General features: G+C 41.1%; 27 protein-coding genes. 9 read left to right on the top strand and 18 right to left on the bottom strand.

All coding sequences use genetic code 11. The annotated features are described in order from the left end of the window. The 3 genes from OXPF_RS21380 to OXPF_RS21370 are packed head-to-tail and all read left to right on the top strand — an operon-like array spanning position 1 to position 3,578. Positions 1–636 (top strand): TetR/AcrR family transcriptional regulator, encoded by a 636-nt coding sequence (locus tag OXPF_RS21380; protein WP_054877235.1) that lies wholly within the window; start codon positions 1–3, stop codon positions 634–636. A 3-nt stretch (positions 637–639) separates the two neighbouring features. Next, on the top strand, positions 640–1,338 hold the full coding sequence (locus tag OXPF_RS21375) for an ABC transporter ATP-binding protein (RefSeq protein ID WP_054877234.1): 699 nt from the start codon (positions 640–642) through the stop codon (positions 1,336–1,338). Further along, positions 1,338–3,578 (top strand): ABC transporter permease, encoded by a 2,241-nt coding sequence (locus OXPF_RS21370; RefSeq protein WP_054877233.1) that lies wholly within the window; start codon positions 1,338–1,340, stop codon positions 3,576–3,578. The genes OXPF_RS21375 and OXPF_RS21370 overlap by 1 nt, the downstream gene beginning before the upstream one ends. A 207-nt stretch (positions 3,579–3,785) precedes the next feature. Here the strand turns inward: OXPF_RS21370 and OXPF_RS21365 are convergent, their stop codons facing one another. After that, positions 3,786–4,850: a uroporphyrinogen decarboxylase family protein gene (locus tag OXPF_RS21365; RefSeq protein ID WP_054877232.1), complete on the bottom strand. Its 1,065-nt coding sequence runs from the start codon at positions 4,848–4,850 to the stop codon at positions 3,786–3,788. A gap of 185 nt (positions 4,851–5,035) precedes the next feature. On the opposite strand from OXPF_RS21365, the gene OXPF_RS21360 reads away from it, so the two are divergent. Continuing rightward, positions 5,036–5,353 carry a DUF362 domain-containing protein gene (locus tag OXPF_RS21360; protein ID WP_278308420.1) on the top strand — a complete coding sequence of 106 codons (318 nt, stop codon included), beginning with the start codon at positions 5,036–5,038 and terminating at the stop codon, positions 5,351–5,353. A 165-nt stretch (positions 5,354–5,518) separates the two neighbouring features. Here OXPF_RS21360 and OXPF_RS22910 read toward each other — a convergent pair whose 3' ends face one another. The 10 genes from OXPF_RS22910 to OXPF_RS21310 form a co-directional block, all read right to left on the bottom strand. After that, positions 5,519–6,457: a M48 family metallopeptidase gene (locus tag OXPF_RS22910; RefSeq protein ID WP_152967825.1), complete on the bottom strand. Its 939-nt coding sequence runs from the start codon at positions 6,455–6,457 to the stop codon at positions 5,519–5,521. Between the two features lie 17 nt (positions 6,458–6,474). After that, positions 6,475–7,041 carry a zinc ribbon domain-containing protein gene (locus OXPF_RS21350; protein ID WP_054877229.1) on the bottom strand — a complete coding sequence of 189 codons (567 nt, stop codon included), beginning with the start codon at positions 7,039–7,041 and terminating at the stop codon, positions 6,475–6,477. A 235-nt stretch (positions 7,042–7,276) separates the two neighbouring features. After that, positions 7,277–8,371, bottom strand: coding sequence for an ornithine racemase Orr (gene orr, locus OXPF_RS21345; protein WP_278308417.1), 1,095 nt, complete (start codon positions 8,369–8,371; stop codon positions 7,277–7,279). Positions 8,372–8,444: 73 nt separating this feature from the next. Next, positions 8,445–9,794 (bottom strand): GlmL-related ornithine degradation protein, encoded by a 1,350-nt coding sequence (locus OXPF_RS21340; RefSeq protein WP_054877228.1) that lies wholly within the window; start codon positions 9,792–9,794, stop codon positions 8,445–8,447. After that, positions 9,784–11,991, bottom strand: coding sequence for a D-ornithine 4,5-aminomutase subunit OraE (gene oraE / locus OXPF_RS21335; RefSeq protein WP_054877227.1), 2,208 nt, complete (start codon positions 11,989–11,991; stop codon positions 9,784–9,786). Before oraE ends, OXPF_RS21340 begins: the two co-directional genes overlap by 11 nt. Next, on the bottom strand, positions 11,991–12,356 hold the full coding sequence (locus tag OXPF_RS21330; protein WP_054877226.1) for an ornithine aminomutase subunit alpha: 366 nt from the start codon (positions 12,354–12,356) through the stop codon (positions 11,991–11,993). The genes oraE and OXPF_RS21330 overlap by 1 nt, the downstream gene beginning before the upstream one ends. 15 nt (positions 12,357–12,371) lie before the next feature. Next, the gene (gene ortB / locus OXPF_RS21325) at positions 12,372–13,787 is read right to left on the bottom strand and encodes a 2-amino-4-oxopentanoate thiolase subunit OrtB (protein WP_201779753.1); all 1,416 of its coding nucleotides are present in this window, start codon (positions 13,785–13,787) and stop codon (positions 12,372–12,374) included. Continuing rightward, positions 13,780–14,094 (bottom strand): 2-amino-4-oxopentanoate thiolase subunit OrtA, encoded by a 315-nt coding sequence (ortA, locus tag OXPF_RS21320; protein WP_054877225.1) that lies wholly within the window; start codon positions 14,092–14,094, stop codon positions 13,780–13,782. Before ortA ends, ortB begins: the two co-directional genes overlap by 8 nt. A 274-nt stretch (positions 14,095–14,368) precedes the next feature. Continuing rightward, positions 14,369–15,415, bottom strand: a complete 1,047-nt coding sequence (ord, locus tag OXPF_RS21315) for a 2,4-diaminopentanoate dehydrogenase (protein WP_083480089.1) — start codon at positions 15,413–15,415, stop codon at positions 14,369–14,371. A gap of 280 nt (positions 15,416–15,695) precedes the next feature. Next, positions 15,696–17,093 carry a sigma-54 interaction domain-containing protein gene (locus tag OXPF_RS21310; RefSeq protein ID WP_054877224.1) on the bottom strand — a complete coding sequence of 466 codons (1,398 nt, stop codon included), beginning with the start codon at positions 17,091–17,093 and terminating at the stop codon, positions 15,696–15,698. Positions 17,094–17,275: 182 nt separating this feature from the next. Between OXPF_RS21310 and OXPF_RS21305 the strand changes: the two genes are divergently transcribed. Further along, positions 17,276–17,539: a hypothetical protein gene (locus OXPF_RS21305; RefSeq protein WP_054877223.1), complete on the top strand. Its 264-nt coding sequence runs from the start codon at positions 17,276–17,278 to the stop codon at positions 17,537–17,539. Between the two features lie 40 nt (positions 17,540–17,579). Continuing rightward, the gene (locus tag OXPF_RS21300) at positions 17,580–17,987 is read left to right on the top strand and encodes a hypothetical protein (RefSeq protein WP_054877222.1); all 408 of its coding nucleotides are present in this window, start codon (positions 17,580–17,582) and stop codon (positions 17,985–17,987) included. Between the two features lie 21 nt (positions 17,988–18,008). Here the strand turns inward: OXPF_RS21300 and OXPF_RS21295 are convergent, their stop codons facing one another. The 4 genes from OXPF_RS21295 to OXPF_RS21280 form a co-directional block, all read right to left on the bottom strand. Continuing rightward, complete coding sequence (locus tag OXPF_RS21295) at positions 18,009–18,773, bottom strand: DUF364 domain-containing protein (RefSeq protein ID WP_054877221.1); 765 nt, start codon at positions 18,771–18,773, stop codon at positions 18,009–18,011. Positions 18,774–18,787: 14 nt separating this feature from the next. After that, entirely contained in the window at positions 18,788–19,795 is a 1,008-nt protein-coding gene (locus tag OXPF_RS21290) for an ATP-binding cassette domain-containing protein (protein ID WP_423230590.1), read from the bottom strand. A gap of 5 nt (positions 19,796–19,800) precedes the next feature. Beyond that, positions 19,801–20,493: a GTP-binding protein gene (locus OXPF_RS21285; protein ID WP_054877219.1), complete on the bottom strand. Its 693-nt coding sequence runs from the start codon at positions 20,491–20,493 to the stop codon at positions 19,801–19,803. A gap of 224 nt (positions 20,494–20,717) precedes the next feature. After that, the gene (locus OXPF_RS21280) at positions 20,718–21,365 is read right to left on the bottom strand and encodes a TetR/AcrR family transcriptional regulator (protein WP_054877218.1); all 648 of its coding nucleotides are present in this window, start codon (positions 21,363–21,365) and stop codon (positions 20,718–20,720) included. 453 nt (positions 21,366–21,818) lie between these two features. Here OXPF_RS21280 and OXPF_RS21275 point away from each other — a divergent pair, with 453 nt between their 5' ends. From OXPF_RS21275 to OXPF_RS21270, 3 genes are all read left to right on the top strand, one after another. Further along, positions 21,819–22,967 (top strand): uroporphyrinogen decarboxylase family protein, encoded by a 1,149-nt coding sequence (locus OXPF_RS21275; protein ID WP_054877217.1) that lies wholly within the window; start codon positions 21,819–21,821, stop codon positions 22,965–22,967. A 9-nt stretch (positions 22,968–22,976) separates the two neighbouring features. Beyond that, the gene (locus OXPF_RS22735; RefSeq protein WP_160317291.1) at positions 22,977–23,120 is read left to right on the top strand and encodes a hypothetical protein; all 144 of its coding nucleotides are present in this window, start codon (positions 22,977–22,979) and stop codon (positions 23,118–23,120) included. 61 nt (positions 23,121–23,181) lie between these two features. Beyond that, a complete protein-coding gene (locus OXPF_RS21270) occupies positions 23,182–23,817 on the top strand; it encodes a cobalamin B12-binding domain-containing protein (RefSeq protein WP_054877216.1) in 636 nt (211 codons plus the stop codon). Positions 23,818–23,934: 117 nt separating this feature from the next. Here the strand turns inward: OXPF_RS21270 and OXPF_RS21265 are convergent, their stop codons facing one another. The 3 genes from OXPF_RS21265 to OXPF_RS21255 all read right to left on the bottom strand — a co-directional run bounded on the left by OXPF_RS21265 (position 23,935) and on the right by OXPF_RS21255 (position 24,906). Beyond that, the gene (locus tag OXPF_RS21265; protein ID WP_054877215.1) at positions 23,935–24,180 is read right to left on the bottom strand and encodes a spore coat protein; all 246 of its coding nucleotides are present in this window, start codon (positions 24,178–24,180) and stop codon (positions 23,935–23,937) included. An 11-nt stretch (positions 24,181–24,191) separates the two neighbouring features. After that, positions 24,192–24,377 carry a hypothetical protein gene (locus tag OXPF_RS21260; protein ID WP_054877214.1) on the bottom strand — a complete coding sequence of 62 codons (186 nt, stop codon included), beginning with the start codon at positions 24,375–24,377 and terminating at the stop codon, positions 24,192–24,194. A gap of 166 nt (positions 24,378–24,543) precedes the next feature. Next, on the bottom strand, positions 24,544–24,906 hold the full coding sequence (locus OXPF_RS21255; RefSeq protein ID WP_054877213.1) for a DUF5658 family protein: 363 nt from the start codon (positions 24,904–24,906) through the stop codon (positions 24,544–24,546). Positions 24,907–24,935 lie beyond the last annotated feature (29 nt).

Genomic DNA, 24,935 nt, shown 5'->3' with positions numbered 1-24,935 from the left:
TTGCCGAAAATAACTTTTAACCGTTTGGATGAAGATAAGAAAGAACGAGTGCTGCGCTCAGCTATTGAAGAGTTTCAGGCCCATGGCTTTGAAAGGGCCAAGGTTGAAGAGATTGCACACAAGGCGGGAGTAGCCAAAGGCAGTATCTACCAGTATTTTAACGATAAAAAAGAACTGTTTTTCTATTCCGTCACCTGGACACTGGAATATTTCATGAAAATTATCGACAGGCAGACTCCGCTGAAAGACATGGATGTTTATGATTACTTCCTTTCAGGAAGCCGCGAGCGGTTTGAACTGCTTAAAAGAGAGCCTCTGCTGGTGGAGTATTCCATGGCTGTCGCTTTGGGCAAATACGGCAGTCTGGGGCTGGAAGCCTATAGCGAGTTATACCGGATTGGAGAAGAATATGAGCTCAAGCTTATTGCCAACGGCAAAAAGAAAGGAACAATTCGCAGCGACCTGGACGATAAAATACTTCTGACGTTTTTTCAGGGAGTCACGGAAAAGTTTAATATGGAGATCATGGATAAAGCGAAAAGCTATCGATTTGAACCAACGGAAGAACAGTTCTTAGAAATAGAAAATCTTATGAAAAGTATGGTTTCATTATTAAAACAAGGAATGGGGCGATGAAGTTTGTTTATTATAGTCGAAGATCTAAAAAAGAGCTACAGTGCAGGTGAAAGCACTAATGAAGTTCTAAAAGGAATCAGTCTGACATTGGAAAAGGGTCAGGTAGGAGCAATTCTCGGCCCGTCCGGCTCAGGAAAATCTACCCTGATGAACATAATCGGCGGTGTTGACCGTGCGGACAGCGGCCGCGTTCAGATCGACGGTCTGGAATTAACAGAGCTTAACGACGACAAGCTGACGGATTACCGGCGGAATGAGGTCGGTTTTATCTTCCAGTTTTACAATCTCGTCCCCAATCTCACTGTGGGGGAAAATATCGAGGTAGTATCCAATATAGCTAAAAATCCGCTGGATGTCGATACTGTGCTGAAAGCCGTTGGCCTTGAAATGAAAAAAAGGAGCTTCCCCCGGGAGCTTTCGGGTGGAGAGCAGCAGCGTGTCGCCATTGCCCGTGCTATCGTCAAAAACCCGAAACTGCTTCTGTGCGACGAGCCAACCGGAGCTTTGGATTATGAAACATCCCGCAGCGTACTTGCTCTTTTACAAAAAGTCAACCGGGATTTTGGCACAACCATCCTGATGATTACCCATAATACAGCCATAGGAGATATGGCACATATGGTCTACAAGCTGCGCAGCGGCGAGATCGCAGAAACAATCCTGCATGAGGAAATCCTCGCAGCAGAAAGGATTGAGTGGTAATGGCGCTTTTCAGAAAAGTAATCCGAACTATATTCGAGAACAAAGCCCGCTATATCGGCTCCACGCTTTTGCTTGTCATCAGCAGTATGATGTTTGTTATGCTGAATACGACATCAGCTAATTTAGACCATGCATTTAAACTGTTTTCTGAGAGGAATGCGCTGTCCGATGCGGAATTTTCCATAAACGGTGAAATTGATTCCAGAGACCTGGGTAAACAATTTACAGCTAAGGTGGAGCTGGGCGGTACAGCCGACTGCCAAGTACATCCCGGGCAAACTTTGCGGGTGTTTGCCATGATGAATGAGGTTAATATCCCTGCGGTTCATAAAGGCAATTTACCCGGGGCCTCGGAGATTATGCTTGATCGTCTGTTTGCCGAAACCAACGGTTATGAAATCGGGGATACCATCACGGTGTCGGGCAAGGAATTCACCGTTTCCGGATACAGTTTTCTGCCTAATTATATCTATGTAATCAAGTCAAAGGAAGAGATTATGAACGATCCCAAGATCTTTGGGGTAGGACTGGTCGGTAAAGGGGACTTTGCCGCCTTGCCTGATCAAAATAAGGTGTATGCCATTCGTTTTGACCAACGGGAGAATATCAAATCTCAGGAGGCGGCTGTCAAAAACCAGCTGCGTTCACAAGGTATCAGTATCACCAATTGGCAAAGCACAGAAAAGAAAGTCAACGTCTCTTATGTTCCCATGGAGGTGGGCGTATTGTCCACCATGAGCGCTGCCGTCCCGTCTGCCATGCTGGCGCTCTCCTGTGTTCTGCTCGGGATGATGATGTTCCGCATGATTAAAAGCGAATCTGTCATCATCGGAACATTTTATGCCCAAGGCTACCGCAGGCGTGAATTGCGCAGTCATTATCTGATGTTTCCGCTTCTGGTGTCCGCAATTGGCTCGGTTCTGGGCTCCGCATTAGGCCTGGTGCTATCAGGCAGTGTGTTCAGCTTTATGCTGACGGCCTTTCCCATGCCGGCTTATGAAGTAATTGTCAATCCCTGGCTGCTTGTTTTCTCGGTGCTGCTTCCAATCCTGCTTCTTTGCGGCGTTACCTGGTTGATCACCGGCAGGGTGCTGAAAGCACGTCCGGCTGTCCTTATGAGAGGCGGAGAAGTAAAAAATAAAATTAATTTTATCGAGGGCAGTTTAAAGCTTGACCGGTTTAAATTCCATACCAAGTTCAAAATCAGAGAGCAAGTCCGCAGTTTATCCAGAACCTTCTTCCTGCTATTTGGGATTGTTGTAGCTACCATGCTTATGCTGTATGGGCTGACCATGAAAAGCTCTGTTGACTATATGCTCACCGAGGGAGTCAAGGAATTGTATAACCTGGAGTACGAGTATGTATATACTTCCGAGAAAACCGGAGCACCGCCGGAGGGAACCGAACAGTTCGGCGCGGCCTATGTCAGCCTTCCTGAGGATGAGGACGTCAGCTTTTATGTGACAGGAGTTCTGCCCGGCACCGAGAGGATCAAACTTAAAGACACCAGCGGACAGGCTTTTAAACCCGAACAAACTACGATTACGGCTCCGCTGGCGAAAAAGCTGAAGGTAAATGCTGGCAGCAGCCTGACGGTATTTGATACGGAAGACGGCAAGGAACACACGTTTATAATTGAGAAAATAGCCGACACCTATGCCGGAGATTTCCTGTTCATGCCCCTTGAAAGCTTCAACGCCGAGTTCGGCATGCCGGCCGACACTTATATCGGGATTTGGAGCGACCAGCCGATGACCTTTGCTCAAGGAGAGATTCAAAGTACAAAATCCATTGATGCCATCATAGAAGGCTTTGGTATATTGCTTGATCAAATGGGTCCGATGGTTTACGGACTGATTGGATCCGCCTTTGTTCTCGGCCTGATTATCATCTATATCGTCACCGGTATCGTGGTTGACGAAAGTCGAAGCAGCATTTCATTAATGAAAGTTTTTGGCTACAGAAAAAAGGAAGTGCGGAAGTTGATTTTGGGCAGCAATACCTTGATTGTTGTCATAGGTTATTTGCTCGGGATCCCCGCTTTACTGGGAACCGTGGGGGTGTTTTATGAATCTTTGACCGAGAGCCTGCAGCTCGTCCTGCCGGTTAAGCTGAGCATCAGTTATATACTCCTGGGATTTGGTGTGGTGCTGGCTACCTATGAATTTGCCAAGCTGATGTGCCGTAAAAAAGTGGCCCGTGTCCCTATGAGTGAAGCTCTTAAGGCGGGGACGGAATAAAAGAGGCTGCTTATAAAAAAGAGTCTCCACAGAACCTATTAAAATAAACATAAATTTAAACCCCCGCTCCACATAGATTAGGAACGGGGGTGGTTTTGTGCTCACTTTAACCCGATAAGATGACTAATTACACAACCCCTCACCAATACCCGAGGTCCACAAAATATCTCTATGGTATTGTACAGGATTGAGGCTTTAATTTTATTTTCAGGCAGTTTGTTCTGCCTCTTTGCGCATATTTGCATAAAATTCGGATGAATATTTATATAGTTCATCGGAGGCGGCTTGGGATATGGCAGGATTAGGATTCATCATGAAGCCTGCAATTATCCTTCCTCTTGGAGCAAATTTATCAACAAATTGGCGAGCTAATTGTCTTGCTTCTTCTTCTGTTGCGGCTTTGTCCATACCTGCAACAGGAACGGTAAGTGCAATCTTATTGCCGTATTTTTCCGTAAGCATGTCAAAATCATTTATAGCCTGAGGAGTCCAGGCATCACAGCCCATTTCTATAATTTCCTCTATGTACTGCTGGGTTAATCCGCAGGAGTGAAGCTCGATGAATTTGCCCTGGCTCTTGATAAAATCCCATATTCTCTTGGTCTGAGGCATTATTGCTTCCCTGAACATTTCATTTGAGAAAAATCCTGAAATCTGAGTACCCCAGTCATCACCATAAATTACGTAATCGATGGGGTCATAGTAGTGAAATACTTTTTTTAAGAGTTCAATTTTGAAATCTGCAATACCGGTGAAAAAGTCCTGAACGGCCTCGGGATCTTCGTAGAAAAGCATAAGGGCTTCATCGAAGGGCATACATTCATGCAGGCGCTCGAAAAGGCCTTCGGGACAGTGGAAAACGTGCATTCTCGTATTATCGTAGCGGGCGGTCTGAAGCTTTGCATCCTCTTCAAAGTCCACCTTGCTTAAATCGGGGATGGGCATTTCTTCTCTCCATTTTGCTATATCTGTCACTGTTCTTGTGCCGGGTTTTACCATCATTCCGCCGGCGGACTCAACCATTACCCATTCGGTTCCCCACCAGTCAAAACCGTCCTGCTCGTACATTGGATGCTCCAACACTACATCCGGCCAGCAATATTGGTTGTCCATAAGCCAAACAGGCATCCACATGGGGATTTTACCTTCATAAACCAGACGCTGGTTTTCCTTTGCAGTGATGGGGCGGTCTCCTAGTGGTCTTGGGACTTGCTGCAGCCTCCAGGGAAATGAGCCCTCAGGCTGTCTGGAAGGAGGGATATTATTGCTCACGTAAACACATCCTTTCAATTTTTTAGACAATATTTACATAAAATGAAATACTGGAAGTGTTATAGAATCGTTGCATGATTTGAATTCAGAAATTACAGAAATCACTTTCCGGTTTCATTATAGCATACTCATTTACATGGGGTAAAATATATTATACCATGTAAATTACGAAGTAATTTTTATGTATCAATAAATCCTGCAAGGATTTATTACACAATTCACCTCATATGAGAAAGATGATTGCCGAGATTAATTTAGCATACAAGCCTGATTTTATATTAATGGACGGAATTGAAGTATTCACAGACGGGGCTCCTATGTCAGGCGTCAGAAAAAGGGCGGATGTAATGCTTATATCTAGAGACAGGATTGCCTTAGACGCTGTTGGCCTTTGTGTTTTAAAAAGCCTAAAAAGCAATGATAAAATAATGAATACTCCCATTTTTAAACAGGAACAGATTGCCCGGGCAATGGAACTGAAGCTTGGAATATCGGCCCCCTGAGGAAATTGAAATTGTGACAGATGACGATAAAAGCGCCCTATATTCGGCAAAGCCTAAAGAGATGCTGTATTCGGAGAGTTAGAAAATTTAAGTATCACCTTTTATATAATCAATTTGGGTGTTCACCAATAGCATTAAAGAAATATTTTAAATGTGATAAGAAAATTATTTCAATGAATTTCCGCATGCAGGGCAAAATCTGTCTTCATTTTCTACCGGCGTTCCGCAGTTAGGACAGGATAAATTAACTTTTGGACGTGTAATCAATTTCTTTTGCGTTTTTCTGCTCAGTACATCAGAGTATCCGCCGGACTGGACCCATTTGTCCAATTCCGATGCCCGCATTACTGTCCAGGGATGAGTCGAATTAATGACAGAATAGACTTTAGCTATTTTATCAAGAGCATCAAAATCAAAACCTTCAAATTCTCTTGCCTGCTGCAAAAAAGCATCCGCATTAATTTCATTTATATATTTTTTCGATACTCCGGCCATTTTGGCTGTTGTCATTATAGAAGCGGGAAAGCTCTGGCAAACAAGAAGGCCTGCACGGTCACAGGTCAATTCCGACATTCTGGACCAGTATAATAAGGCCACTTCCAGCCCCCTTGACAGGACACCTCCTATCCCAAGGGTTAACTCGCCAATAAGAGAACCAAAATATGATATTTGGGTTGCAAGGTCATTATAGAGAAGATGCTGGCTTTTTATATGTCCTAACTCATGGCCGATAATAAAGAGTAACTCATCATCAGAAAGGGCATCAAGACACCCGCTTCCCAGCACCACTATAGGGTCAGCAAAGCATGTTGCATATGCGTTAATTTCGTATTGTTCTTTAATATATAATTTTGGAGGGACTGAAAACCCCAGTATTCTGCATGCTTCCAGGAATAATTCATTTACATGGGTGAATTGAAAAGAACTTATCTTAAGATAGCTGCCTGTATGTACTACTTTTTGTATTTTATCAAAGGAATACTTCCTTATGGACTTTATTAATGCCGGAAGGCCGGGAGTTGCTTTTAAAGCTTCCAATGCTTTTCTGTCAAATTGATGTTCATATTCCAGTGTATCAAGATTATCAAGTGCTATTCTGCTCATATAAATCCTTTCTGCTATTAAACAGCATGTCCGCAGCTTCTGCAAAAACGTTCACCTGTTTTTATTGCAGAACCGCAAGAACTGCAATTGGATGTCAATTTGCATCCGCAGGAAGAACAAAAGGCGGAACTGGAAATGACGGAGGCGCCGCATTCTTTACATGTGATGAACTGGTAATTTTGGGAGGCAGTCAATATGGTTCTGTTTACATAGTCATTAATCTGGGCGAATATACTTTGGGGAAGTTTGCTCTGCTTGTATACACCAATAGCTGTGGTTACCAATATAGGTGCGAAAACAAACCAGGCCACGGCAGCTCCAGCTACCTTGTCCAACCATTTGCCTTTACCGATTTCTGCTGTGAGGATGTTATTTGATAATGTCAATTTCACTGTAGTGGCCGTATCCATTCCCGAAAACTTTTTCCAGGCGGAAGCTTCTCTTGCTTGAACAATGTATTCGTTATTGCTTTCAAAACTTTGGGTCTCTAATTTTTGAGTATTTTTCAGATACTCCGAAATTTCTAAAGATAATGCTCCAAGATCAAACCCGCTATTAACTGTATACTGCTTTTTATCCGCCATAAGATTAACCTCCTATAAATTTGCTGTTTATATTTAAAAGACAGGTTGCTGAAAACAGGCTTAGTTGCACGCTAATACCATTCTACTACCGGCCTTTTAATACTAGCAAGTGGTTTTTGTGGAAATTAATCAAAAAATAGTAAATAAGTGCGTAATAAGTGAACATATACTATAATGGCTGTTTGTTGATTATTGGAAGCAAACAGAGGATGAAGCTCAGAGTGCGAGGCAAAGCTTAAAGAGATGCTGTATTCGGAGAGTTACAAGGGTTAAGCATTACCTTTTTTACATAATTTGATGTCATGGAGCTTAAGAGGCTTCCATAGCCTAGTTTGAATTTGACTTCGCTCCCCGGTTCATATTCAGCTTTACACTCTGTTATATCAAGGAGCAGATGATCGCTGCTGGCGCCTAATATTTCCATACTGCTATCACAGGGTATAAGATCCTCGTGTCTTATATCCTGACGACCTAAAGCAACTATTGCTCTTTTACTCATACCTTTATCGGTAAACTCAGGCTTATTTCCAAAAGCATCCATATTGATCTGGCCAAAGGGCAGAGAGGGTTTTCTCTTTACCTCTATTATTTCGCCATAAAGCATAAAGCAATCGTCATATAAGCCTTCAATCTGCCTTCCATAGGCAGTTTCCCGGCCTAAGGCTATGGCTTCACCGATTCTTAAGTTGTTAATACCCTCAGGCATATTTTTATTTTCTATAAGATGGAGGCTGCTGGAATTGCCTCCCGATACAATGGGAAGTTCTATATTGAGCCTTTGTCTTATTTCTTTTGCTATATTTGTTAAAACAGATAGATTCAAGTTGGTGGGTATAACTCCGCCGTAGCAGGTTAGGTTTGTTCCGATACCTGCTATTTCTACGCCCGGAAGATATCTTACCTCCTCTATAAAGTTAAAATAATCTTTATACCATATGCCTTCTCTTAAATCTCCCAGGTCAAACATGAGTATTATCTTATGGGTTTTGTGCTGTTTTACGCATGTGTCAGAAATTTTATATATGGTGCCTATTTCTGAATTTAAGCTGTAATCGGCATATTCCACTACCTGTTCAACTTCACTGGGCATTGGAATGCGTAAAAGTACCTTCGGGATGCTAATGCCTTTTAATGCTATTATATTTTCGATTCTGGAATCGGAAAGGTATTTTACGCCGCCCTTTACCATTTCCATCGCAATGTCATAATTGCCGCAAAATACTTTTGCAACTCCCATTACGGATATATTATTGCTCTGACACAATTTAACTATATTTTCAGTATTATGCCTCAGTTTGTAAAGGTCAATTTCAATCCTTGGATTCACCAAGCCAATCACCTCCTTTTAATGTCTTCGATAATTATTTTATAATTCCTCTATAAACTGGTGTTAAAAATCATTGTTAAAGACTTAAGCTTTCCTTAAGAAGGCTAACTGCAGCCCTTTTATACTTTTTAGACAATACTCCAAGGGAAGCCATTATATAATGATTATCTATAAATATACTGAAATTGCCTTTGGGATAAAGGCTTCCCGTATTGGCTGACAGTGCTTTTTTTAATAGTTCCCTGCCGCTAAGCCTGGTTAAAGCACCCCCGGTGCCTATAACCCATTTCACATTCGTAAGGTCCTTGCCTTCGGCAATGGTTTTCTTGCCCGAAGGCCCGTAAAAAGACCGCAACTTTCCCGCGTGACGTCTTAGGGCAATGCTTACCGCCTCGTGAGTAATTTTTTCAATAAAGGATTTTTCCATATTGGTTTCCGGGATGGGTTTAGGGTCACGGATGAATTTTTCAATATCTTTTCCGAATTCTTCTAAAAGCTTATCATACTCAAGATATTCAATGATATTATGAAGATTGATATAGACACCCAGGTCTCCTTCTACCGTCCTTTTAGCCGCTGGCTCAGGGCTTATGAGTATTTTTTGTATTTCGTCGCTGCCTTCAGTAACCGAATGCACATCTGTTGTAGCTCCCCCTACATCAACAACAAGGAGGTCTCCTATATCTTCATAAAGAGACATGGAAGCCTCCATGACGGCACCGGGAGTGGGGATAATGGGTCCATTTACCAGTTCTTTAATCTTTGCCATCCCCGGAGCCCTGGTTATGTGCTCTTCAAAAGCCTGCTGTATTGCCTGTCTGGCAGGAGTGATATTGAGATCATCTATTCTTGGGTATACGTTATCAACCATATAAATTTTCTGATTGGCATCTTTGGTAATATCCATTATTTCCTGCCGGTTTTCTATATTTCCGGCATATATTATGGGAGTTTTAAGCCTCATATTTAATATCAATTCCATATTATAAAGAGCGGTATCCCTTTCACCGTAGTCAACTCCGCCAGCTACCAGTATGAGGTTAGGGTCTATTTCTTTTATTTTATTTAAATCGCTTTTTCGAAGTTTTCCGGCAGTTATATATTTTATTATGGCGCCGGCTCCCAGGGCAGCTTCTTTAGCTGCCCTGACAGTCATATCATAAACCAGGCCGTGAACCGTCATTTTAAGGCCTCCGGCGGCGCTGCTGGAAGCGAAAAATTCATTCCACTCCAGTGTATCTGTTTTCATATTTTCTTTTAAGTTATCAATTGACCTAAAAAGGCCTATGGTGACATCGCCCATCCCTACGCTTGTGGGTGCCTGGCCCTGCCCTAAGAATATTGGCTTGTCGGAGTCTATAGCGTCAAAGGCGTTGACAACCGTTGTGGTGCTTCCTATTTCCGCAACTAATATGTCAGCTTTCATATTGAAATTCACCCATTTCCATTTTCTTTTTTACAAGGAAGCTGGCTACGTCGTTTCCATGGGTGCCTCTCCCGAAGCCTGCATCTAAACCCGCTGAAACCGCTATTTCATTGGATACCTGGGTGCCGCCTCCCACCAGTATTATTTTATCCCTGACTCCCTTTTCAGTGCACAATTGGTTTAATTTTGCCATGTTGTCAATATGAACATTGTTGTGGGTTATAATGGTGCTTATGAGTATGGCACATGCATTTATTTCAATGGCGGCATCCACCAGCTTTTCAACAGGGCAGGAGGTACCGAGGTAATGGCATTCTATGCCGTATTTTTCTATACCGCCGTGCTTAATATCTATGATTTCCTTTAATCCGACGGAATGCTCATCTTCGCCTGCAGTTGCAGCCACGATTTTTAACGGATATTCCATTATGAAATTTTTTATATCATCATCGGACAATACTTCCGGTTTTTCAGGAATTACAAGGCTTGATATATCGATGGAAAAGGGAAGCTTCCCTTTTACTTCCACCAGGGTGCCTTCCGCATCCTGCATCTTTTGCCTGTGTATGACCACCACATCTTCAAGGCCCATTTTCTTTGCCATTTCTATTGCCGCAAATTCTGCCGTTCTTTCATTTACCGGCAAAAAGAATGTGGTGCTTATAATGCCGTCCCCCGCCCATTCCACCTCGGGCTTTAAACTATCTGTCTTTCTGTATTCATAGGTGGATTCAAGCCGTGAAGATACATTATCCTCTTCATCCAGTTCGTCTATATATGAAATCTTATCATGGTTGCACAGGGTGCAGCCGCCGATTAAATCACAGGGATTTTCGACATCATGAGGAAGGTTGTTATATCCGAAATGATGGCATACGGGGGCCATATAATCAGCGTCCCTTTCAACAACGGTGCCAGCGCCTGAACCGCCCTTTATGCTGCGGGCTATTCCGTCACCGTTTCTTTCGGGATAATATCCGGAATCTACAAAAAAGCCCTGCTCCACGGCGTTAAAATATCCGCCGTATTCCAATATCTCCTCTAAAAAGAGCACGGCCCGCTCTTTTAATTCCCTTACATTTTTTCCAAGCTCTCCGTCTCTTTTAATCTCCAGTATCTCATTTATGCCGTCCATGCCTAAAAGGGCCTGCTTGGCGGTGTTTATGGCATTTATATTGTTATAGTGCCAGGGCACGTTTCTTCCTTCATCCGGTGTTATGGTGCTTTGTATGTCCGCACCTGTAAGCCTTGAAATGAGAAGGTTAAGGGTGTGGGTCACCGTGGCTTCCCTCATGTCGGATTCCATATATTTGGTGTTCATCTGTGCCCTCATCTTGTAGCCTTTGAAAAGCTCCCTCAAAGCTACGGCATAAGGGAGGTCAATCCTTATACTGGGTGCCGGAGGTGCCGTAGGAGGTACTGTTGACAGTGAAATATTCTGGGGTTTCATTCCTGCCATCTTTGAATAGGCGGAGTTTATTCCATGCTGCACCATTAATTCCGGCATAACCTTCCAGGCTTTAACGGCTGTTGCATTGGCGTTATGAGCGCCGTCAATCTGGAGCATATCGGCAAAGGCCATCACTTTTTTTGCAACGGCAGCGTCTACAAATGACCTTACCATGTTTATATTCCTGTAGAGCACATTGTATTGCGGGTCCTGGTGAGCCCCGTTAACTCCTTCTTCAGCAAACATTACGGCAATATCCGGTCCTGCCACGCCGCTTATATAAGAGTGAAAATTAATGGGCCGCCCTACTTCCTCTTCGATTAAATCCAGTGCTTTCCTCGTAACCCGCACCTGCTTCCTTGAAATGGGCACGCCGCCGACACCCTCCGGGGTGCCTTCTATAAGTCCGTCAAAATGGCTCTGGCCTGCCGTGCGGATTACCATTATGTGATCTGCTCCGTTCCAGGCTGCCATCCTCATCCTTCTTATGTCATCCTCAAATCTTCCCGAGGCAATTTCCGTGGTGATTACACAGTCGGGCTGGGGGTCCATATATCCGAAACTTTTGGATGCGGGAAGGGGTAGGCTGTTTTTTAAGGGCTGTGATGCCTGACGGTATTCAAACTCTCCTATGTTATGAATACCTTTGTTTTCCCTCCAGTGCCAGCCTCTTCGCTTGGGCTTGTAGCTTTCAAGATCCTTTAATATTTCTTCTATATCGATTTTTACGTCTTTATTCAATTTCATCACACCCTTACCTCCTTAAAAAGCCCCAGGGCCTCCTCGGTATAATCGCCTTTTGAAAGGGCAAGCCCGGCTTCTTTAATTTCCAGGTTTTTTAATTTTGAAAGCCTGTATACGACGTTCCCGGCTCCCTTATTAAGGAGGTTTAATTCAATAACCCTGTTTACAATGGCCTTAGCTTCAATGCTTGAAAATCCCATTCTTAAAAGCACCGACCGCTCTATGGAAGGGGAAGTATTGGTTTTGGCCAATTCTATCATAGGCTCAACTATTTTGTTGCACAATTCCCAGAATCTTTTTTCCAGTTGATCTTCCGTCAAATCCTTTAAATGCTGTCTTCTCATTTCAAAATCATCTTGTCTCTTCATATAAACATACCTGCCTTATAAAACATTTATATCCATACTTTTTAGCACATTTATCACATAGCTAACATCTACATTAACATCTTCTGATAAGAATTTAAGGTCTTCTTTTGTGACCGACCGAACATTGTAGTTATCAATGCAATTTTTGATATATGATTTTTTAAGCCTGTCAAGGTCAACTTCTCTTGCCTTAATTAAAGAAGGGTGGGAGGGGATTATAATATTGGCGCCGGGTACTTCATCATCAGGATTTCCCGTAAGTATATCAATACCATTTTCTTTCGCGAAGGAAAGCTGGGGCAGGTGATGCTTGCCGGCACCTGTATATTCGGTTTCCTGAACGACGATGATTCTATCTTCCGGCATCTCTGAAGCCAGGGCAAAGGCTGCCGTAAGGGATGTATTTCCGGCTGGGCCTCGCTCCAAGCCTTCAAGCTGGGATAAAGCCTCGGTAATATAAAATACTTCCCCCTGATGAATAGTTACATATTTGTCCAGATACCTTAAGGGCCTTGCGGCACTGCGTGGTACATCGGACCTGTCAGGCCAGGTGGCAAAAGGTATTCCAAATCCTGTGTGGCCGGTGGTGAAGGACTTTCTGTTAAAATCCCTGTCGGAGGCCATATGAAGCCCCTTTAAATCCACGCTTGCGCCTATTATTTCTGCCTTTGATTTTGCTTTTCTTACTCCCCTTGCCGTTCCCGTTACATTGCCGCCTCCCGCATGGGTGACTACAACGGCATCAGGGTCCTTTCCCGTCCTTTCCCTGCACTGCTCCACCAATTCATAGCCTAAGGTTTCAATTCCAGCTATGCCGAAGGGGGAGTAGAGGGAAGCATTAAAATATCCTGTTTCCTCCAGCAATTTTAAAAATATATAGAATAATTCGGGGCCGACGGAGAGCTGGACTACTTCAGCGCCATAGCTTTCGCATTTTCTCTGTTTTTCAAGTATTTCCGGCTGGCCGGCTTTTTTGCTGTCGTAGCATTCCTGGACTATTATGCATTTTAAGCCCCTCATGGCTGCCTGGGAAGCCACTGCTGCTCCGTAATTGCCGCTGGTAGCAGAAATAACGCCCTTAAACCCAAGTTTCTTTGCATGATATACGGATACCGAAGCTCTTCTGTCTTTAAAGCTTCCGGAAGGGTTACATTGCTCGTCCTTTATAAAAATCCTGGCTCCGTACCCTAGTTTTGACAGCTTCCTAACCAGCTTTGTCATATTCTTAAGCTCAATTAAGGGTGTGCTGCCGACCCCTGTTTCTTTCTGTATTTTTGTTATTTCATCCAGTGAATATCCGGTATCCTTCATCATCCTTTCATAGTCAAAGGATATTGAACCTCTCTCAAAGTTATTGTAATCAAGGCCTATGGCCTTTTTCATGATCTCATTTTTCCTGGACATGACGCCTTTATAGCTCATATCATTCATTATTCTTTTCCTCCCATAAGATTTTTTTCAGATCTAATCCTATATGCAAAATCTCAGGGACGCATTTTCCAAAGCCGTGGCTGTAGCCGGGATTTATTTCGGTAAGCTCACCCTTTACGCATCTTCCGGTCACCGTAGTTATTTCTACTGTGTCATTAAGTTTGCCGTCATGGTTTATAAAGCCCTTTATCCACATTTCAAGAGGTACGTTTTTGGTGTCCTGGGGGAGGTTATCAGCCCTTTCTCCGGGATGGAGGACCACCTGGTGAATCTGCACCCAGTCACCCTTAACTGCCTGCTCGGTCATGTTTAATCATCTCCTTAACTTCTTGGTTTTTTAAACAGCTTAATATGATTCCATCCACCTGCTTCGTGACTTAGAGGCTGTAAACTCAGCTGTTCAATGTATGGGGACACTCCTCTGATTCGTTAAGGAATGTCCCCAACTTATCACCAAAACTCGCTGACGCTCAAACAATGGTGCAGCTATCCTGCGCCTTGTTAACAGTCTCTACAGTCCCTCCGCAATGTTCCTTCCATCATATTAAGCTGCTCTATCGAAATTAAATTATTGCGCTTAATTACCGGCCGGCTTTTATAAGCTTGGCGACATCTCCCATGAGAGCCCGGGGTATGGGAAGATCCTTCATGGTAACAAGGCCGGGCGCGGAGTTTATAACATGGGGTATCATATTTACCGCCGTGGCAATGGTACCGATTCCGCCGGGAGTTTCAGGCTTTATGGAAAGATTCAAATCCGGATCGCCTTCCAGCCAGATGTAATCTCCTGTATCAATATTTTCAACGGAAGGGTATATTTGCTGGGGGTGTTCTAAAGTTATAACAGCCTCCCCGTTTTTCATGCCATATCCTATGTGGCGGCATCCTGCCACCATGCCAGGTTCCACCTTTATATAGGGGGTTTCTCTGTAAGTATTCGAAATAATGGGCTCTCTTGTCTCAATAACTTCATCTATTTCTATGCCGATAGAGTCGGCAATCATAGTAATAGACTGCTTAAAGCCTATATGGCCTACTATGCTGCCGTCAGCAATTCCTTTTTTGAATTCTTCAGGTGTAGTCCCGACGCCCTGGGTTTTCATTACTGTTGTTCCAAAGGGGGATAAGTCGTTTATCCTTGCTGCCTTTATCTTTTTCACGCTTCTTTGGGCACCGGTCAAGGTTATAATAAGGGTATCCAGTACAAAGCCCGGATTTATTCCTGTACCCAGCACCGATACCTTATTTTCCTTAGCCAGTTCATCTATCTCTGATGCCAGCTTTTCATCAACAGTGTGGGGATAAGCCATTTCTTCCGCTATAGTGATGCAATTTTTACCGCTTTCAACTATAAGCTTTATCTGCGGGAATACATTCTTCAAAAAAGAATCGGTAGCCAGAAGGACTATATCCGCTTCCGTTTCTTTTATGGTTTTCTCATAATCTGCCGATACGGCCACATTAAGATTTCTGTTTAAGTTTAATACCTCTCCTAAATCCTTACCTGATTTTTCAGCCCTGCCGGCTATGGCGCCTGTGATTTTTATTCCTTCCTTTTCTGCAAGAAGCTTTGCTATGCCGCCGCCCATAGCACCGAGACCCCATATGATAACTTTTACTTCACTCAATCTAAAACCTCCAATATGCGTTTAATTATAGTGTTATGTATATAATAATTACTAATGCAAAACTTATGCCAAAATTTTATGACACTTGTTAATGCAGTTAAATATATGAAAATAGCGGCAGTATTGGATTATTATGCAGCTATAAAAAGAAACCCATATGCAAAATTATTTGCATATGGGTCGGTGTTAATTATTAGAATTATGAAAAAAATAGGTGTATAGCCACAAATATACTATGCAAAAATTATTGCAGGATGCAAATGATTTTGCACATATACGGCTATAAATTAAATTTTTTAATTTTATGCTGCAATGTCTGCCTTTTTATGTTTAAAACCCGGGCACATTTTGATATGTTGCCTTCACATTTCTTTAAAGCATCGGAAATTATTTTTTTCTCCACCATAAGAAGGGTATGGTCTAAGCTTATCTTTAATTCATAATCCTTAGGAGGAAAATCATAGTCCTTCTCCCTGAAAAGATTGGACTGGGCAGTGCCGGTAAAATGTTCCCTGCTTATTATATGTCCTGAGGAAACCATATTCATGGCGCCTTCAATATAATTCCTAAGCTCCCTTACATTACCCGGCCATGAATATGCCATCATGCTGCGCTCCGCATCCTCTGATATATACCATATATCTTTGGTCATAGCTTTATTGTAAAGGGCTATAAAATGCCTTATAAGCAGCGGAATGTCCTCTCTTCTCTCCCTGAGAGGGGGGATAGTAATGTTGACTACATTGAGCCTGTAATATAAGTCATCCCGCAGTGTACCGTTATCAACAGCTTTTATAGGGTCCACATTTGTAGTGGCAATTATCCTGACATCTATGGGTAGATCATTTACTCCGCCTATTCTTCTTATAGAGCCTTCCTGGAGAATTCTAAGAAGCTTTGACTGTAAATTTATATTCATTGAATTTATTTCGTCAAGAAGCAGCGTTCCTCCGTTTGCCTGCTCAAAAAGCCCCGGCCTGTTTACCGCACCGGTAAAGCCTCCTTTAACGGTGCCAAAGAGTATACCTTCAAGAAGGTCTTCGGGAAGGGCAGCGCAGTTTTGTGCAATAAATGGCTTTCCATGCCTGTTCCCGGAACTGTGTATACCCTGGGCTACAAGCTCCTTGCCTGTCCCCGTTTCCCCGTAAATAAGCACAGTGGAAGAGGAGCGGGAAGCTTTCTGGGCAACGGAGACTGCGTTTAAAAAATTAAGGTTGCAGCCTATTAAATCTTTAAAGCTGTAATGCCTTGTGCCGCCGCCGTTTTCTTTATTTATTATTTCCTGCTGCAGCGTGCTTATTTTATCATAGAGGGACTTTAAACCTGTATAATCCTTTGATATTTCAAGAGAGCCAATAATTTCATCATCCAAAAGGAGGGGGATGGTTGAATTTAAAGAGGTAATCTTGTAGCCCTCTCTGTTTGTATAGGTCTGGTACCTGTCTATAATAGGGGAGCCTTCCGTTAAAGCTTTGTACAAGGTACTTGTGTTTTCATCAAGGCTGGGGAATATATCAAGAAGATTCTTTCCTAAAACATCTTCGCTTTTTAATCCCTCCAGCCTTTCCATGGCATTATTGTAAATTATGGTGTTTCCCTTCTTATCAATGACATGTATACCTTCATCTATATATTTAAGCAAGACGCTCAGTACCGACCTTAAAATATTATTATCCATTATGTTTGCCCCCTTTTAGCACCACATACTGCGGCACTAGTATAACATAAAAAAATAATATTGTAAAAATGTAGCCAATTGTTAAAAAACAATTTAGCAGGATATTTTACAAGTTATATGATATAATGAATCCTTGTAGGATTAATTTTATATATGAGAATTATTATCAAGCGGGGTATTTCATGAAAACTGCCAAAGCAAAAATTTACGATGCTCATAAGTATTATAACGTACCAATTGATGTGGAACTGTTGAATAAAAAAATAAAGATTTATGATGAGAATTTTGAAAATACCGGAATTATTTTTTATGAAGGTTCAGTGGGTAAATTCTTAAAGGAAAGAAACCCTTCGGAATATCTGGTAAACCTTTTGATTGAATTGAAGGGCAAAGATAAGATATCATACAAATTGAGCAATGTGGAGAACTTTATCGAAAGAATATAATATATAAGTAATGCACCTTATATTGGGATGAGGGATTTAGATGGTTGCTGCACTTAAGTTTATTTCTGACATGCTTAATAATATGCACGACGATATAATGGGGATATGCAGTAGTTTAGGCTTAAACCTGACAGATAAGGAGCTGCATTTTTGGATAATCGGCATAACGGGAATTATCATATTTATCATAGCTGATTATGTTTTTAAAAAGCTGTCTAAATGGAATGTATCAATTATATCATTTATATATACTTTCACGGTTTTGATAGTGCTGGTATTCAGCCTGGAAATCCAGCAAAAAATTACCGGAAGGGGAAGGATGGATTTTGCCGATATTGAAGCTGGATTATACGGGTTTGCATTGGCATTTGGGGTGTATATTCTATTAAGGCTAATAGTTTATTTATGCGGCAAGCTTCTTAAATTTATAAATAAAAAAGTTCACTAGGGCTTAACTGTAAATATTAAATTATTCAGTTTTCTTAAAGGACACCTTTTGACCTGTTGAATATACTGTGGAGTTAAAAACTCCTGCTACTACATTAAAAGCTTTTTCGGCGTCTTTTATTATAAAGCCGGATAAATCATTAATTCCTGCTTGCAGAAGATAGGGTGAAAGAGTGGTAGTGGGGCCGACCAAAACAACATGCTCCGCATTTTTGGATAACTCTAATAGTCTTGGAAAGGTTTTGTCCACCATGCTGCGGGAGGAAATATAGACATAATCGCTCTGGGGCAGAATATATTCGCAGGCTGCAAAGGGGAAATCGCCTTCTTCTATTGGCTCCCAATCGATTATGCTAAGTTCGCATATAGGTTCAAAGAAGGTTTCAAGGTACGGGAAATGACCCATGACGGCTACTTTTTTACCTTTTACAGCATTTTGAGAAGTTATGAATGGGTCATTTAGCCTGTCCTCTGTATGTCTTGAATCGGAAAAAATTACTCCGTTGCTTCTGGCAATGACGGGGTTATTATAAAAGGAATTTATGGCGGCGTGGCCTATGGAAGCTTCGGGAAGGTTCCAGGACTTGACAAGCTCAGCTACCTGTCTTAAAGGTTTGCCTATAAGATTTCCCGAAAACAGGGGCAAACGGGTTTCCACCGGCATAACGGTGGAAACACCGGCTCCGTATCTATTAACTACTATGCTCATCCAGCTTCCGCAGACTATTTTATCTGCTGTAATATCAGCCGGTATACCTTCTATTAATGCATCATAAATTTCCCACATAAAAACCTTCCTTTCTAAATTTCAGTAATAAGCTCTCCGAACCTTAGCTTGTTTCGCAATTGCTGCATTGTATTGTCCATTTTTTCTATTTGTTCGAGAATGCGCATCTCTTCCTGTGTAGTCTCGATGACTTTGTGTATTCCGCCGTTTTTAATAACAATGCGCCGGTCAGCGCTTAAGGCAAGGAGGGGATCATGTGTTGCAATGAGGACTATTTTATCTTTTTTGGTCAGAACCTTTATGGCCTGTTTCCTGTCAATTCCGGCGTTTTCAATCTCGTCTATCAAAACCAAAGGAGAACTGCTTATAAATGCAGTATCTGCAATCATGAGGGCCCTTGATTGGCCGCCGCTTAACTGAGTCACCTTTGTATCGCCTGAGAATTTTTCGCCGGCAAGGCCGTTGGCGCAGTCCATGCAAAGGCTTATGGTGTTTTGAATGTCGGGAGAAAACCTGCTGCGGGCGTGGATTTCTAAAAATTCCCTGACTGTTAAATCCATTATATAATTCATGTTTTGTGAGAGCTGGGCTACCAGCTTTCCGTTCATATCAAATCGCTTTTCTTCCGTAAGTTCTTTGTTGTTTATAAGAATCAGCCGGTTTGTGGGGGTGTCACGCTGTGCCAGGCATTCTATATCTCCTAAAAGGCGGCTTTTTCCAGAGCCTGTAGGACCGACAATGGCCGCAACGTCCCCTTTGTTAAGAGTCAAGCTTATATTTTCGGCCTGGCCGGATTTGTTGCATCCGCCGATTATAGTAAGGGAGGATAACTCATCTTCACCTGAGCATGTATCATTGAAGGTCATTAAAAATTCATAAAGGTGAAGGGGCAAATCTATTTTTGAAATTCCGAACTCTTCTTCTATTGTCTCATCCACAGTATCCAGAATTTCAGGGAAGGCCATGTCCTTTGAAAGAATATTTATCCTCATATTGGCAAGAAAATCCGAAACAAGAGGGTACCTGTAAATAAGCTCGGATAAGGGAAGCGTATTTATTAATTTATACAGTTCTTTGTCCATAGTCATCAATCCAAATCGAAATTTATTTTTTTCATGGTGCCAAACTGGTGGGATTCGCCGATTCTGGTTTCACCGGTGCAATAGGAGCATACGGCTGCAGGGGTGGTAAATTTAAGCTTCATATCCTTCAAAGTTACCACATCTCTGGCAGCAGATAAGTGCTTTGCCAGCATGAAGGAGCCCTGGCCGGTGATGCCGTTCATATTTATGATTTTTGCCGTATTGTTGACCTGCCTGATATTAAAGGTAAACACTTCTCTTTCGGCCTGGGAGACTATATCGCCTTTGGTTACGGCGATTATGTCGGCAAGCTTTAGCATGGGACCGATTTTTCTTGGGGTATACACTCCTGATAAATTATCGATTACACAAACGGACATTATGCCGTTTATATAGGGAGAACAACGGTTGCACAATCCGGCGCTTTCCGTTATAAGAAAGTCGTAGCCGGAATTTAAGCCCCAGCGGACGGCATCTTCGATATTGCTTACGAAGAAATGGTCGGGGCATGTTTTGCCCGAATAGCCGGTTATGACTTTTACGCCCACCTCTTCATATCGAAGATAATCAAAGGATGTGAGACAGTCAAATTTGACGATTCCTACGCGTTCAGGGTTTACTTTCATTGTTTCAAGAAGCTTTATTATTACAGAGGTTTTCCCCGAGGAAGGAGGTCCTGCAACTGTTATCATTTTCATAGTTCCAACTCCTAAAACAATTAGTGATATAAAACAGCACATTTGTCTTATTATGTTTGGTATTACATCGTTATGAAAAACATTTCAATATAAAAATATATAATTTATGTCTTGTTTTGTGATGTTTCATATTGTTTAATATTATAGACCATGAATTTGAACAATTCAAGCCCTTTGAAGAATTCATTTTTACAGAATGTTGTTTTAAATAAATATAAAGACTCTTATATAAGAAATTTTATTTTGCTATAGTCCAGGGAGTTGAATATGGATATGGAATCCATCATGATGCTGTCTATAAAATGCTGATTCAGTTTATAGAGCCTTGGTATTATGCTGTTTACAACTGTTACAGCTTCTTGCACTGAAAGCTTTATGTTGCCGCTAAAGTAATTCAGGAAGAACTCCCGTCTGGCACCGAAGTCTACAAAGGAGTATGTATTGAAGAGCTCATCGGAAATTATTATGCTGTTATCTTCTATGTATTTTTTATATATATTGATAATGTATTCATTCAATATATGATAGTTTGACTTGTTTAAAAGCACCTCATGGTACACCCTCTTATTGTTGGAATTGTTCAGGATGATATCATAATATATCCTGGAGGTTACGGAGTGGGATAATAAGGAATTTGTGAATATTTCCGGCTTTGTTTCACGGAGGAAGTCCACAATGTTATCGAGAAAATCCTTATAAATACAGCTTATTATCTTATCCTTTTTGCAGAAGTAATAATGTACAAGGCTGATAGGCGCATCGCTTAATTCAGCTATTCTTTTTATTGTGGTATTGGTATAGCCAATTTCATAAAGCAGTTTTTTTGCTGTTTTGTAAATCTCTTCTTTTTTATCCTGTCCTTTTTTGTACATAATAAAGCCTGCCTTTATAAATTAGTAATGTATATATATTATAATACAAATTGTTAAAAGGAGGAAAGCCAAGGAGTTAAAATGCATATAAACTCCTTGGCAAAATTGATGAACATCAATATAAATCAATATTAATATATTTCCCTTTATAAGTAAATACTATATAAATGAAATAAAGTTTCTACATAAAAGCAAGTAAATTTTGCTTTTATAATTAAGCTGTTTGTACAAGCAAAACAAAAGCGCAGCGGTTTAATCCGTATTCAGTCCAAATAAATTCTTTTGGAAATAAGAATTTATTATGCATTTTAAATAATTAATTTATTGATATAAATTTTGATTTTAATTTATAAAAATCAAATTATTGCGTTGACGCATAATAAATTTTTCCATTATAATTAAATTGAATTATTTGGCTTAGTTAGAAAATTTTAATTTTACAAGGAGGATAAAATGAAATTAACAACAGAGCAAAGAGTGGAAATGATTAAAAAAGCCATCATGTGTGAAAAACCTGAAAGGGTACCCGTTGTTAACAAGGCAGAGCCATCTTATGCAATACAGTATGCGGGATATGACATGAAAAAAGCATTGTGGAGTCCCGAAATGATTGTAGATGCATATGACAAGTTGTACACAGATGTTTATGTGGATGCAACAGGCGGTTTGCCGAGATTTCCCTTGTTTTACAAAACCACGGGATCAAGAGCTTTTGTTCCAAGAGAGCAGGACGATTTTGTACAGCACCCCGAGGTAGAAGGATTACAGGCTGATGAATACGATGAATATATTGCCGACCCCTTCAAATGCATCGTAAACAAAATTGTTCCCCGTATTTACCCAAAGCTTGCTAAAGAAGGTGCTGAAGGCAGCCTCAATTATCTTCGCGCCATGATCGCCGACAACCAGATTAAGGCTAAATATATGGCGGGAACTATAGCAGTTGAAAAGAAGCACAACCTTGTTAGCATCCGTCGCGGTGCGGTGGAAGCACCTTTTGACTTTGTTGCCGATTTGCTTCGTGGATTTACTGGAATTTCAATGGACGTCAGAAGAAATCCCAATAAGGTTAAGGAAGCCGTTGAAGCAACTTTGCCTATAATGTATAAAGTGGCAAAGCTTGTCAATCCTGTTCCCAGCATTACCAATTCTTTGTTTATCCCTCTTCACATGCCTTCTTATATGAGGACCAAGGACTTTGAAAACTTATACTGGCCTACATTTAAAAGATTGGTAGTTGACCTTATTAATGACGGATATACACTTCAGATATTCTTTGAGAAAAACTGGACCAGGTACTACGAGTTCCTTCAGGAGCTGCCTAAGGGAGTCATTGCTTATTTTGAAGAAGATGATATGGGAGTAGTCAAGGAGAAAATAGGTAAGCAGATGTGCATCATGGGTAATTTCCCAATTACCATGTTAAGGCTTAACACAAAGCAGGAGTGCATTGACAAGGCAAAGGAAATCATTGATAAAGCAGCGCCCGGCGGCGGATATATGTTCTGTATGGATAAGTCCATTTTATCATTGAGCGATGCTAAACCCGAGAACCTTATTGCAGTAAGCGAATTTGTCCATGAATATGGCGTATATAAATAGGAGGTAGCTATGGAAGTTAAAAGTGAATTATTAAATTTCTGGGAAGATGCTCCAGTAGAGGGCTATAAGGCTGAAGAAGCAGATATCGTAAAAGATCCTCTTAATAATGTAGAAGACGCTTTGTTTGCATTTATAGTTACTTTGCTGTACTAATTGTTGTATAATTTAAAAAGCACAATTTGATTTTTATCAAATTGATTAAGGGAGGAATTACATTATGGATTTAAAGATTTTAACCCAGGCAGTCGGAGAGTTGGACGAAGAGAGAGTATTGGAAATGCTTCAAAGCTTTGTTGAAGGAAAGCCATCGGAAGAAGAAGCACAGAAGGTTGTAGCAGCTTGCCAGAGCGGCATGGCAATAGTCGGTGACTTATATGAAAAAGGCGAATATTTTGTCGGCGACCTTATATTTGCAGGAGAGCTTTTAACAAATGCAATAAATACATTAAAGCCTGTATTGGGCAGCGACAGTACTGCAAGCGCAGGAACAATTGTTTTAGGAACTGTTGCAGGAGATCTGCATGATATCGGAAAAAACATATTCAAGAGTATGTCAGAAGCAGCCGGTTTCAAAGTAATCGATTTAGGTATCGACCAGCCTGCCAGTGCTTTTGTTGAAAAGGTTAAAGAAGTTAAGCCTGTGGCAGTTGGAATGAGCGGTGTATTGACACTTGCCTTAGAAGCTATGAAAGATACCGTTGACGCTCTAAAGGAAGCCGGGCTTCGTGACAGCGTAAAAATCATAATCGGCGGAAACCCTGTTACTAAAGAAGCTTGCCAGCAGATTGGCGCTGATGCATTTACAACAAATGCAGCAGAAGGCGTTAAGATTATCCAGGGTTGGGTATAATAATAGAAGTTACTTAGCTTGCCTTAAAATTTCAGGCTGCAGCGAATTATTTGCTGCAGCCTGAAATTTTTTGAATATGTTACAGATTGTGTATTTTCTTAATCTATATTGGTTTTATTAACTGCCAAGCTGGGATTTAACCTCTTGGACATCCTGGTTATCCGCAGCCTGAGCCGGCTTATAAAAACCTTTTTGCTCAGCAAGCTTGTAAAGTTCATATTGTGATGCTTCGCAGCTGTTTCTTATCTGCTGAATTGCCGATCTTAAAGAAGGGTTGGAGCATTCAGCTATAACATTTGCATATGTCGTCATGCTGCTTTTGACAGAAGTAAGTGCATCATTTACCATAATCTTATCGTTCATAGTTATCCTCCTTAACTTAAAAATGACATGAGCTGCTGTTTTGTTTTCATTGCATCCTGGGCGGATTTCTCAAAATATGATTTAACCTGAGGGTCGACACACTGCTGTGCATAGTCTTGCATTTTCTGATATGCAGTGTCATGCGCACCAATGAGATGCCTTAAATTTTGAAGCTCCATTTGATTTAATTGTGACATAAGCTTTCACTCCTTTCATGTTAGTTCCAATAATTAGTGTCTTCAATTAGAAGTTAAATATTCAGAAACCGGACAGCTAAAAATTAAATTTGTAAAAACATATAATAAAAAAAGCAGCGTAAAACAGCGCAGCATACACATACTAAATGAAATTTTAAAATGTATTCTATATAAAAGCTCTTTTGAATACCGGCAGCATTAAAATCCATAATAAATGGGACATATTAACCATTGCATACATGGCCAATATACTGTTTATGAGAAGGTTTGATTTTTTTAATTGTTTGTCTGTTGCCTTTTGTATTCTAAGGTAAATGTATATTAAAAGCAAAGCAGGCAGAAGCACCTTCAAAATAAAGCTCGATGACATGCTTTGTACTGCTTCCACCATCAATAAGTTCATTTCTACATACATCCCGGTTCCGATTAGTAAAAGGGTAAATACTATATCCGATACATTAAGAACGTATAATATAAACAGCTTGAATTTTATGTTTTTCAAGCAATAGTCTTTTATAAAAGCTTTCATTTAAAACACCTCAAGTAAATATTACCATA

Source organism: Oxobacter pfennigii (assembly GCF_001317355.1).
Lineage (GTDB): Bacteria > Bacillota > Clostridia > Clostridiales > Oxobacteraceae > Oxobacter > Oxobacter pfennigii.
This window is presented reverse-complemented; position numbering and strand designations above follow the sequence as displayed.

Excerpts from the sequence above, each read along its gene's own strand:
- OXPF_RS21285 (WP_054877219.1), bottom strand. The coding sequence starts at position 20,493 with ATGAAAATGATAACAGTTGCAGGACCTCCTTCCTCGGGGAAAACCTCT.
- OXPF_RS21255 (WP_054877213.1), bottom strand. The coding sequence starts at position 24,906 with ATGAAAGCTTTTATAAAAGACTATTGCTTGAAAAACATAAAATTCAAG.
- OXPF_RS21300 (WP_054877222.1), top strand. The coding sequence starts at position 17,580 with ATGGTTGCTGCACTTAAGTTTATTTCTGACATGCTTAATAATATGCAC.
- OXPF_RS21265 (WP_054877215.1), bottom strand. The coding sequence starts at position 24,180 with ATGAACGATAAGATTATGGTAAATGATGCACTTACTTCTGTCAAAAGC.
- OXPF_RS21370 (WP_054877233.1), top strand. The coding sequence starts at position 1,338 with ATGGCGCTTTTCAGAAAAGTAATCCGAACTATATTCGAGAACAAAGCC.
- OXPF_RS21260 (WP_054877214.1), bottom strand. The coding sequence starts at position 24,377 with ATGTCACAATTAAATCAAATGGAGCTTCAAAATTTAAGGCATCTCATT.
- ortB (WP_201779753.1), bottom strand. The coding sequence starts at position 13,787 with ATGAATGATATGAGCTATAAAGGCGTCATGTCCAGGAAAAATGAGATC.
- OXPF_RS21330 (WP_054877226.1), bottom strand. The coding sequence starts at position 12,356 with ATGAAGAGACAAGATGATTTTGAAATGAGAAGACAGCATTTAAAGGAT.
- OXPF_RS21290 (WP_423230590.1), bottom strand. The coding sequence starts at position 19,795 with ATGGACAAAGAACTGTATAAATTAATAAATACGCTTCCCTTATCCGAG.
- OXPF_RS22910 (WP_152967825.1), bottom strand. The coding sequence starts at position 6,457 with ATGAGCAGAATAGCACTTGATAATCTTGATACACTGGAATATGAACAT.
- OXPF_RS21340 (WP_054877228.1), bottom strand. The coding sequence starts at position 9,794 with ATGAAAGCTGACATATTAGTTGCGGAAATAGGAAGCACCACAACGGTT.
- oraE (WP_054877227.1), bottom strand. The coding sequence starts at position 11,991 with ATGAAATTGAATAAAGACGTAAAAATCGATATAGAAGAAATATTAAAG.
- ortA (WP_054877225.1), bottom strand. The coding sequence starts at position 14,094 with ATGACCGAGCAGGCAGTTAAGGGTGACTGGGTGCAGATTCACCAGGTG.
- OXPF_RS21310 (WP_054877224.1), bottom strand. The coding sequence starts at position 17,093 with ATGGATAATAATATTTTAAGGTCGGTACTGAGCGTCTTGCTTAAATAT.
- OXPF_RS21280 (WP_054877218.1), bottom strand. The coding sequence starts at position 21,365 with ATGTACAAAAAAGGACAGGATAAAAAAGAAGAGATTTACAAAACAGCA.
- OXPF_RS21295 (WP_054877221.1), bottom strand. The coding sequence starts at position 18,773 with ATGTGGGAAATTTATGATGCATTAATAGAAGGTATACCGGCTGATATT.
- OXPF_RS21305 (WP_054877223.1), top strand. The coding sequence starts at position 17,276 with ATGAAAACTGCCAAAGCAAAAATTTACGATGCTCATAAGTATTATAAC.
- OXPF_RS22735 (WP_160317291.1), top strand. The coding sequence starts at position 22,977 with ATGGAAGTTAAAAGTGAATTATTAAATTTCTGGGAAGATGCTCCAGTA.
- OXPF_RS21350 (WP_054877229.1), bottom strand. The coding sequence starts at position 7,041 with ATGGCGGATAAAAAGCAGTATACAGTTAATAGCGGGTTTGATCTTGGA.
- OXPF_RS21275 (WP_054877217.1), top strand. The coding sequence starts at position 21,819 with ATGAAATTAACAACAGAGCAAAGAGTGGAAATGATTAAAAAAGCCATC.